This is a genomic window from Nocardiopsis terrae, from assembly GCF_014651695.1.
GTDB lineage: Bacteria > Actinomycetota > Actinomycetes > Streptosporangiales > Streptosporangiaceae > Nocardiopsis > Nocardiopsis terrae.
This window is the reverse complement of sequence record NZ_BMXJ01000002.1, coordinates 21,549-31,788: the sequence shown is the minus strand read 5'-3', so window position 1 is coordinate 31,788 and position 10,240 is coordinate 21,549. Positions and strand designations below refer to the sequence as shown.

The following is a 10,240-nucleotide window of genomic DNA, read 5'->3' as shown; positions in this document are numbered from 1 at the left end:
ACGAACATGACCGACGAGGAGATCTTCACCGTCGTCCGCCGAAACCTGATGGAGGTGGTGCCCGAACTCGAGGACGCGGACATCCGCCTGGAACACAGCATGCGGGAACTGGGAGCCAACTCCATCGACCGGATGGACGTGGTGATCGCCTCCCAGGAGGACCTGGGGATCACGGTGCCGAGCTCTCAGTTGGCGTCCGTCGACGACATCGCCTCCCTCCTCGAAGTGTTCGGGCGGCACGTGTGAGGAGCGACGGTGCCGATGACGCCGTGGTCACGGGGATGGCCGTCCTCACCGCGCTCGGCGACGACCTCACCGTGTTCGGTGATGCCCTGATGGCGGGCGACAGCGGCGTACGCGCGGTCGGGCGCGACGGTGAGGGGCCGCCCGTCGCGGACCTCGGTCCGTTCGCGCCCGAGGAGTGGGCCGACCGCTTCTCCGGTGACGAATCGGAGGTCCGGGCCCTGCGGCCGCTCATGTCACGTGTGGCGCGACCGACCCTCACCGGGGCGAGCGCGGCTCTCGCTGCCGTACGTCACGCGCGGTTGGAGCCGGGCTGGGGCCACGACGCTGCGCTGGTCGTGGCGGGCGGCGGCCTGGCCCAGCGACACCAGGCCGACGTCTCCGGTGCCTACGGACGGACGGGGCGGCTCCGCGCCTCCTACGCCCTCACCGCCCTCGACGTGGACGCGGTGGGGGCGATCAGTGAACTGACGGGTGTCCGCGGTGAGGGGTGGACAGCCGGCGCGGCCTCCGCCAGCGGGACCGTCGCCCTTATCCAGGCGGCTCGAGCGATCAGCGCAGGTTGGCGTGAGCGTGTCCTCGTCGTCGCGCCTTCCGCTGACCCGGCACCGGCCGATGTGGAGGCGATGCGTCGTGCGGGAGCGCATGCCGACGGCGACCCTGGCCTGCCTCCCCAGCTGCTGTGCCGTCCGTTCGACCGCCGTCGACGGGGGTTCGTCCGCGGCGAGGGGGCCGCCGCGATGGTCCTGGAATCCCAGAAAGCGGCCGAACGCCGAGGAGTCGGAGCGCTGGCCCGGATCTCCGGCCACGGGCAGCGCCTTGACGCGCGTCGGGGCACCCGCCCCGAGGTTCGGGGGCAGGTGGAGGCCATGCGTGCGGCCCTCGACGCGGCCGGAGCCAGCCCGCGCGACGTCGACTACGTCAACGCACACGGCACCGGATCCCATGTCGGTGACCGGGTCGAGGCCGCCTCGCTTCGCGCGGTCTTCGGCACCCGCTCGGGCCCCCTCCTCAACTCCACCAAGCCGCTGACCGGCCACTGTCTGAGCGCGGCCGGACTGGTCGAGGCCGTGGCCGTGATCGCGCAGATGCGTGTCGGCGCCTGCCACCCCAATCCGACCCTCACCGATCCCGTCGAGCCCGGCCTGGCCTGGGTCGGCGACCAGCCGGTACCGCACCGGATCCGTGCCGCGCTCAGCAACAGTTTCGCCTTCGGCGGGCTGAGCGCCTCGGTCGTGCTGCGCGCCGTCGACGGCCCCTGACCCCACGAACACGGCCCGTCACGGGCCCTGACAACGGAGAGCACCATGAAACCGGTCGGTATCGAAGCGGTCAACGCCTACTGCGGCGAGACCTGTATCGACGTGCCCGCGCTCTTCGCGGCGCGCGACCTGGACGACGCCCGCATGGACAACCTCATGATGGCGCGCAAAAGCGTTGCGCTCCACTGCGAGGACGCGGTGTCGTTCGCCGTCAACGCCGCCCAGCCGATCGTGGACTCGCTCACCGAGGATCAGCTCGCGGGCGTCGAACTCCTGATCGTGGGGACCGAGTCCGGGATCGACTTCGGCAAGTCCCTGGCAACGTACGTCCATCACCACCTCGGGCTGCCGCGGTCGTGCAGGCTCTTCGAGATCAAACAGGCCTGCTACAGCGGGACCGCGGCCATGCAGATGGCCGCCGCGGTGGTCGCCGCGAGCCCGCGCGAGGGAACACGCGCTCTGGTCATCAGCAGCGACGTCGCCCGCCCCGTCCCCCACACCTACGTTGAGCCGAGTCAGGGTGCGGGCGCGGTGGCGGTCCTCATCGGCGACGCCCCGGTGGTCGCGGAGTTCGACCACGGAGCCAACGGATTCCACAGCTACGAGGTGATGGACACCTGCCGTCCCACCCCCGAGGCGGAGGCAGGCGACGTCGACCTGTCCCTTCTGACTTATATCGACTGCCTCCAGGGCGCCTTCGGTGACTACGCCGACAAGGTCGACGGGGCCGATCTCCTCGACACCTTCGACCTGCTGGCCATGCACACGCCGTTCCCCGGCATGGTCAAGGGCGCGCACCGCACGGTCCTGCGCCGGACGAAGCGGCTCGATCCGGCGAGCATCGACGCCGACTTCGACCGGCGGCTCGCTCCCTCGGTGCGCTACCCAGGGCAGGTCGGTAACATCTACGCCGGGACGGTGTTCCTGGCACTCGCCAGCGCGCTGGACAACGCGCCCATCGACCGCGAGACCCGCGTCGGGATCTTCTCCTACGGTTCCGGGTGCAGCTCGGAGTTCTACAGCGCAGTGGTCTCGCCCGCGTCCCAACGGGCGGTCCGGGCCATGGGCATCCAGGAGGCGCTGGACGCGCGGTACCGACTGCCCGTCGAGGAGTACGACGAACTCCTCTCGGCCACCGCCGAGCTGGCCTTCGGCACACGGGACCACACGATGGACCTCGACCGGTTCCCGCACATCCTCAGGGAGCGATTCGCCTCCGCACGGCCGCGCCTGGTCCTCGAAGCAGTCCGTGACTACCACCGGGAGTACACCTGGCTGGAGGCGGGCCGATGACCGGGACCTCCCGCGGCGGCGCCGTCACCCTCTCCCGCGGGCGGGGCTTCCTCCGAGCCGTGATGGACCGCGCCGACCGCCGCAACCCCATCGATCCCGACCTGCTCGACGGGCTCGCCGCGGCCGTCACCGCTGCTGAGGACGACGCCGCCTGCCGGGTCCTCGTCCTGTCCGCGCACGGGGAGCACTTCTGTTCGGGAACCGATCTGTGGGAAGCCTCCGTCGGTGAGGTGCCGAGCGGCGGCACGCTGCCCTACTGGGACTTGCTCGAACGGCTGACGCGCACCCAGGTCGTGACGGTCGCGCTCGTCGACGGACACGCGACCGCCGGAGGGGTCGGCCTGGCGGCCGCCTGCGACCTGGTCCTCGCCGGCCCGCGTGCGCGGTTCCGTCTGACCGAGGCGCTGGTGGGACTCGTTCCCGCGATGGCCCTTCCGTTCGTCGCCCGACGCACGGGGCAACAGCGCGCCTTCTACTCGACCCTCCTCGCCGAGGAGATCGCGGCGGAGGAAGCGGTCGGAACCGGGATCGCGGACGCTGCGGGCCCGGACGGCGAGGACCTTCTCCGGCGGCACCTCGTGTGGCTCAGCAGGGTCGACCGGGCGACCGTGTCGGTCCTCAAGGAGTACCGGGGGCGGCTCTTCCCCCAGCCGGAGGGGTTGGGCAACTATGCGGGAGAGGTGTTCCTCGAACTCCTCGCCGACCCGAGGACCCGCGAGCGGTTCGATCGGCTACGTCTACGGAGAGCGGAGTGAGGACGCCGGTAGGACTCGACATCGACGGATCCGTCGCGACGGTGCAGCTGCGCGACAGCGCCGGACGCAACAGCTTCAGCCCCCGGCTGTGCGGTGACCTGGTCGACGCGGTCGACCGTGCGGTCGCGACCGAACACGTGCGCACACTCCTGGTCACGGGACTGCCCGAGCTCTTCTGTTCCGGGGGCACCAAGGAGGAGTTGCTCCGCTTCGCACGGGGCGAGGGCCGGTTCGACACCGACGACTTCTTCCGGGTCTTCGCCCGCTGCCCCCTGCCCGTGGTCGCGGCCGTACGCGGACACGCGATCGGCGGCGGTCTGGTCATGGCGCTGTACGCCGACCTCGTGGTGCTGAGTGAACGGTCGGTCTACGCGGCGAACTTCATGCGGTACGGCTTCACCCCGGGCATGGGCGCGACACACCTGCTCCCGGCCCGGCTCGGCCACGAGCTCGGGGTGGAGATGCTCTATACGGCCCGCAACTACCGGGGAGCGGAGCTGCGCGCACGCGGCGTGCCGCTGAGGGTGGAACCGCACGACCGGGTGGAACCGGCCGCCGAGGAGTTGGCCCGGTCCGTCGCCCAGGCGCCGCGAACCTCGCTCGAACTGCTCAAGCGTGAGCTGGCAGCGGCACGGATGAATTCCACCACGGCGGCCATCGACAGTGAGGCACGCATGCACGAGACGGCGTTCCGTCTGCCCGAGGTCAGGGAGCGCATCCTGGGCCGCTACGGCCCGTCCCCCCACCTCGCAGCCGCTCACCCTCGAACGACCCTGGAGAAGTGAGGACCCCGGACCCATGGACACAAGACAGATCCTGACCTCGTTCAAGGACGGACGGCTGGACCGGCGGGCCGCTGCTGATCTGCTCACCAACGACGCCCCCCGCCAGCCGGACGCCGCGCTCGAGCCCATCGCGCTGATCGGGTACAGCGCCCGGTACCCGGGCGCGGACGACGCCGACGCGTTCTGGGACCGGATCGCAGACGGGGACGATCTCGTGACGGAGGTCCCGGCGGAACGCTGGAGCGTGGAGGACCACTATGATCCGAACCCTTCGGCCGAAGGCCGTTCGGTGTCACGGTGGGGCGGGTTCGTCGACGGAGCCGAGACCTTCGACGCGGACTTCTTCGCGATGACCCCGCGCGAGGCGGAGCTGACCGACCCCCAGGCCCGCGTCTTCCTCCAGGAAGCGTGGCGCGCCCTGGAACACGCCGCGCAGCCTCCGAGCGCACTCACGGGGGCACGCTGCGGCGTCTACGCGGGCGTGATGCTGAACGACTACGGGGACCTCATCGAGCGGGAGAGCGAACACGCGCTGCTCCCGCAGGTGATGCAGGGCAACTCCAACTCGCTCCTGTCGGCACGCATCGCCTACCACCTGGACCTGCGCGGGCCCGCCGCGACGATCGACACCGCGTGCTCCTCGTCGCTCGTCGCTGTGCACATGGCCTGCCAGTCGCTCTGGCTGGGCGAGGCCGATCTGATGCTGGCCGGAGGAGTCTCCCTCTACCTGACCGAACTCCCGCACGTGTACATGAGCCGGGCCGGGATGCTCTCGCCGACGGGCCGCTGCCGTCCCTTCGACGCCTCGGCCGACGGGATCGTGCCGGGGGAGGGGTGTGGGGTCGTGGTCCTCAAGAAACTGACGAGCGCCCTGGCCGACGGCGACCCCGTGCACGCGGTGATCCGCGCGTCCGGAACGAACCAGGACGGACGCACGAACGGCATCACCGCGCCTAGCGGTTCTTCCCAGAGCGCGCTGATCAGGGGGACCTACGACAGGTTCGGTGTGGACCCCTCGACCGTCGACTACGTGGAGTGCCACGGCACGGGGACGCCGTTGGGGGATCCGATCGAGGTCGGCGCGCTCAACACGGTCTTCGCCGACCGGCGGCGTGGCACGCTGCCCATCGGCTCGGTCAAGGCGAACGCGGGTCACACGTCCGCCGCCGCCGGGATCGCGGGGCTGCTCAAGGCCGTCGGCGTCGTGCGGACCGGTCTGGTGCCGCCGACCCCCCACTACGACAACGCCAACCCCCAGGCACCGTTCGCCGAGGGGCCCCTGCGCGTCGCCGATCGCGGCCTCGAACTCGGCACGAAGGGCCGTCCGCGACGTGCGGCCGTCAGCGCTTTCGGGTTCAGCGGGACCAACGCGCACGTCGTCGTAGATGAGGCGCCGGCCACAGACACCGCCCCGATGCCCGCGACGACGGACCGACCGGTGCCGGTCGTCCTCTCGGCACGGCGGCGTGACCGGCTCCCGGAGGCGGCGGCCCGCCTCGCCGCGTTCCTTCGCGGCCCGGGGACCGACGCCCGCACCGAGGACGTCGGCTACACACTCGCCGTCGCCCGCGCCCACAACCCCCACCGCACCGCGCTGGTGGTGCGCGGACGCGGCGAACTGCTCACGTCCTTGGACCTGCTCGCGCAGGGGCGTCCCGACTCACGGCGCCTCGCCGGGGATGCGCCCCCGAGCGCGAGCCCCGACGCTCCCACGGACTCGGCTCGGCACGCGGCCTCCCAGTACGTGCGCGGCGAGGCCGTCGACTGGGAACAGCTGTTCCCAACGGATCTCCACCACAGGGTGTCGCTGCCCGGTTACCCCTTCGCGCCCGACACGTACTCGGTCCGCGCGCCGCGAGCCTCCGCAAGCGAGGAGGAGGTCCTGCTGTTCCGCGAGGGCTGGGAAGACGCCCCTATGGAGCTGGCACCCGCCCGACCGGACGGGCCGGTGGTGGTCCACGACCGCGACGGTGTGCTCTCCGGCGCCCTGGCCGACGCCGGGTTCCCGGTAGTCCCGGCAGCCGAGCTGGCGCGGGCCGACACGTGCGGGCGTGTCACGGTCGTGCTGAGGCTGGTCGGCGCGACGGACGACCAAGACGTCCTCGGGGCCGTCGACACCGTTCGTGCCGTCCTCACGCGCTTCCGTTCGGAGCGGATCACCGTGCTGGCGATCAGCGCCGAACCGGTCCTGGCCTCGGCGGCGTCGGCCCTGGTCAAAAGCGTTCGTCTGGAGAACCCGCGAGTGGACGGACGGGCCGTCCTCGTGTCCGACGACGGGGCCTCCGCGGTCGGCGACGTGAGTGCCGAGCTCGCCGACACGTCGCCGGGGCTGGGGCACCTGGTCGACCGCCGCCACGGCTCCCGGCTCCGCGCCGTCCTGGAGCCGACCACGGTCACGGCAGGCCCAGCACCGCGACTCGGCGGTGTGCACCTCGTGACCGGCGGCATGGGCGGTATCGGCCGGGCACTGGCAGCGTGGCTCGTGCGCGAGCACGGTGCACGGGTGGTGCTGTGCGGCCGCACACCTTGGGAGGAACTGGATCCAGCGCTGCGCCCCGACCCGGCGGGCACGGGCGGGATCCGCTACGTGTGCGCCGACGTGTCCGACCGCGCGGAAGCGGCCGGGCTGGTGCGTGACCTCCACGAGCGCGAGGGCGCTCTCAACGGTGTCTTCCACGCGGCGGGTGTGGTGCGTGACGCCTATCTGGTCCGGAAGGGCGATGACGACCCGGCGGCCGTGCTGGCACCCAAGAGCGCCGGTGCGCGAGCGCTCGACGAGGCCACCGCACACGTGGACTTGGACGCCTTCGTGCTGTTCTCCTCCGTCGCGGCCGTCACCGGGAACGAGGGGCAGTCCGACTACGCGCTCGCCAACGCCTACCTCGACGGGTTCGCGCGTGAGCGCGCGCAGCGGGTCCGCACCACTGGCCGGGGCGGACGGACCCTGTCGGTCCAGTGGCCGTTGTGGGACTCGCCGGGCATGGCCGTACCCGAGCCGGTGCTGGAGGTCGTCCGGGAGCGGACCGGTATGCGGCCCCTGCCCGTCGAGACCGGTCTGGCGGCCCTGGACACGCTCTTGGCGGCGGACGGGCCGGAGGTGGTCTCGCTCTTCCACGGTGACGGCGACGTCTGGCGCAGCCATCTGGCCGCCCACGACCTGGTGCCCGTGCCGGCCGCCCCCTCGGGCGGAACGCCCGAGAGCACCGAGCCCACCGCTGACCGGGACGCGGTTGCGGAGGGTGTCCGCCGCGCTGTCACAGCGGTGGTGGGGCGTCCGGAACCGGAGATCGGCACCGGAACGAACCTGGAGTCCTTGGGGCTCGACTCGGTTATGATGCGCTCACTCGCCGCCCGACTCACGTCGGAGGTCGCTCCGATCCGACCAGAGGAACTGTTCGGATGCCGCGACCTGGGCGAGGTCGTTGACCTCCTCGCGTCGGCGCCCCCGACAGCGTCCCCGCCGCCCCCGCCTCATCACACGCACGCGGCGCCCCCCTCGGGGACAACCGGCGTGCGGGCCGCGTCCGCTGCCTCCGCCGGCACACGCCCGGCGCCCGACGCTGTCGGCGCATCCCCTGCGTCACGGGTCCCCCCGCTTCCTCCGTCAGCGCACGGAGGCCCTTCCTCCGGGGCCGTCGCCGTCGTCGGTCTGTCGGGCCGCTATCCGGGCGCTCCGGATCTGGAGGTGTTCTGGGAGAACCTCGTCGCCGGACGTGATCTGGCCTCCGACGCACCGGTCGAACGCTGGAACGGCTCCTCCGAGGGGGTCCGCGGCTACTTCCTCGACGCCGTCGACCGTTTCGACCCGCTCCGATTCGGACTCTCCGACCGCGAGGCCGAACTGATGGACCCGCAGGAGCGGCTCCTGCTGGAGGTCGCTCGGAACGCACTGGAGGACGGAGGGTATGCGGGACGCCGCCTGGACTTCCTGAAGGGCGTCAGCGGCGAACCCCGTGACGTCGGAGTGTACGTCGGCGTCACCTCAGGCGACTACCGGCTCCTCGGCGCCAGCGCTTGGGCGAACGGCAACCGCGAGGTGCCCGCGAGCCACTACTGGAGCCCGCCCAACCGGTTGTCCTACCTGTTCGACCTGCGCGGTCCGAGCCAGGCCATCGATACGGCGTGCTCGTCCTCGCTCGTCGCGCTGCACCAGGCGGTCTCCGACCTTCGGCGCGGAGAGTGCGCCGCCGCGCTCGTGGGCGGTGTCAACCTCTACCTGCACCCGTCGAGGTTCCATGCCCTGCGCCAGTCGGGGTTCCTGTCCGACGACGGCCGCTGCCGGAGCTTCGGCGAGGGCGGGACCGGTTTCGGGCCCGGGGAGGGCGCGGGGGCCGTCCTCGTCCGACCGCTGGAGGACGCTCTCGCGGACGGAGACCATGTGCACGGGGTGATCCTGGGCGGTGCTGTCGCCCACGCCGGACGCGGTAGCGGTTTCACCGCGCCCAGCCCGTCGGCGCAGGCCCGGACCATCCGCGGCGCTCTTGAGGACGCCGGGGTCGACCCGGACGGTGTCGGCGTGATCGAGGCCCACGGTACGGGTACCGCGTTGGGTGATCCGGTGGAACTCGCCGGTCTTCGAGCGTCCTATGGTTCCGGATCTCCTGGCACGCGGGGCGCACCGCGATCCCTCGGCTCGGTCAAGTCCGCCATCGGGCACGGGGAGTCGGTAGCCGGTATCGCGGCGTTGACCAAGGTCCTGATGCAGCTTCGCCACAGAACGCTCGCTCCGTCGCTCCACGCCCGACGGCCCAACCCCGAGCTGAGCCTGGAGGAGAGCGGCTACGAGGTCCAGCACGAAGCCTCGTCCTGGACGCCGCACCGCTTCACCGACGGACGCCCCCAACCGCGACGTGCCGGTATCAGCTCGTTCGGTGCCGGAGGCGTCAACGCCCACGTGCTCGTACAGGAGCCACCGAGCCGGTCCGCCGTGCCGCGCGTGCGGGAAGCCGGACCCGAGCTGGTGCTGCTCTCGGCACCCACCCGCCGCCATTTGAGGGGGACGGCCTCCGTGCTCGCTGAGTGGATCTCGACCGCGGAACGCGACGGAACCGCCCCGGACCTGGCCGATCTCGCGTACACGCTGCGTGTGGGACGGGAGGAGGAGAAGGTGCGCTTGGCCGCCGTTGTGTCCGATCCGCACGAGCTTGTACGCGTGCTCCAGGACTTCGCCCGTTCCGGTGACGGACCCGGGGGCTCGCCAGGCGCGCGCGTGAGCGAATCGGACGGCCACTGGTCCGGCAACGAAGGGCTGGGGCTGGTGCCGGAGACACGGGAGTACCTCGAACAGCTCTGGCGCAACCGCCGACTCGACCAGCTGGGCTCGCTCTGGCTGGCGGGGGTGGAGATCGATTGGTGCGGGTTGGCGCGCTCCACCGAGGGGGCTGCGCGCGTCGTCTCACTGCCCCCGTCCGCACACATCCGCCGATCGTTCTGGTTCGGGCAAACCGACGCCGCACGGACGCCGCACGCAGAACCCGTACACGCTTCGGAGCGGTCGGCCGCACCCGAGCCTGAACCCGGTCCCCGGCCCGAGCCTGAACCCGGTCCCCGGCCCGAGCCTGAACCCGGTCCCCGGCCCGAGTCCGGGGTCCGTATGCCCGCTCCGCCGCCCACGGAGCGCGAAGCCGAGGCATCGGTACCCGGCACGGGGCCGAGCGGCCCGGACGGGAGCGGGGTCGACGGGATCACGGATCTCGTCGCGGCGTTCATCCCCGGAGCCGAGGGGCCGATCGACCCCCACAGTTCCCTTCTCCAGTTGGGGATCGACTCCATCAATCTCGTGTCGCTGAATTTCGAACTGATCGAGCAGTACGGCAAGGACATGTCGTTGCGGGAGCTGAGCGCGATCAACGCGGTACAGCTCGCCGACCGTCTCGCCGCGCCCTCGGCCTGAACTCGGAGA

At 71.6% G+C, this 10,240-nt stretch carries 6 protein-coding genes; all 6 read left to right on the top strand.

What is annotated here, in order from left to right:
- The first annotated feature begins 6 nt into the window (after positions 1-6).
- The 6 genes from IE195_RS04340 to IE195_RS04315 are packed head-to-tail and all read left to right on the top strand — an operon-like array spanning position 7 to position 10,231.
- The gene (locus tag IE195_RS04340) at positions 7-246 is read left to right on the top strand and encodes a phosphopantetheine-binding protein (RefSeq protein ID WP_191268097.1); all 240 of its coding nucleotides are present in this window, start codon (positions 7-9) and stop codon (positions 244-246) included.
- Positions 243-1,505 (top strand): beta-ketoacyl synthase N-terminal-like domain-containing protein, encoded by a 1,263-nt coding sequence (locus IE195_RS04335; protein WP_229826079.1) that lies wholly within the window; start codon positions 243-245, stop codon positions 1,503-1,505. Before IE195_RS04340 ends, IE195_RS04335 begins: the two co-directional genes overlap by 4 nt.
- A gap of 45 nt (positions 1,506-1,550) precedes the next feature.
- On the top strand, positions 1,551-2,798 hold the full coding sequence (locus tag IE195_RS04330; RefSeq protein WP_191268096.1) for a hydroxymethylglutaryl-CoA synthase family protein: 1,248 nt from the start codon (positions 1,551-1,553) through the stop codon (positions 2,796-2,798).
- Positions 2,795-3,553, top strand: a complete 759-nt coding sequence (locus tag IE195_RS04325) for an enoyl-CoA hydratase-related protein (protein WP_191268095.1) — start codon at positions 2,795-2,797, stop codon at positions 3,551-3,553. The genes IE195_RS04330 and IE195_RS04325 overlap by 4 nt, the downstream gene beginning before the upstream one ends.
- Positions 3,550-4,338 (top strand): polyketide synthase, encoded by a 789-nt coding sequence (locus IE195_RS04320; protein ID WP_191268094.1) that lies wholly within the window; start codon positions 3,550-3,552, stop codon positions 4,336-4,338. Before IE195_RS04325 ends, IE195_RS04320 begins: the two co-directional genes overlap by 4 nt.
- Before the next feature lie 13 nt (positions 4,339-4,351).
- Positions 4,352-10,231, top strand: a complete 5,880-nt coding sequence (locus tag IE195_RS04315) for an SDR family NAD(P)-dependent oxidoreductase (protein WP_191268093.1) — start codon at positions 4,352-4,354, stop codon at positions 10,229-10,231.
- Positions 10,232-10,240: the final 9 nt, after the last annotated feature.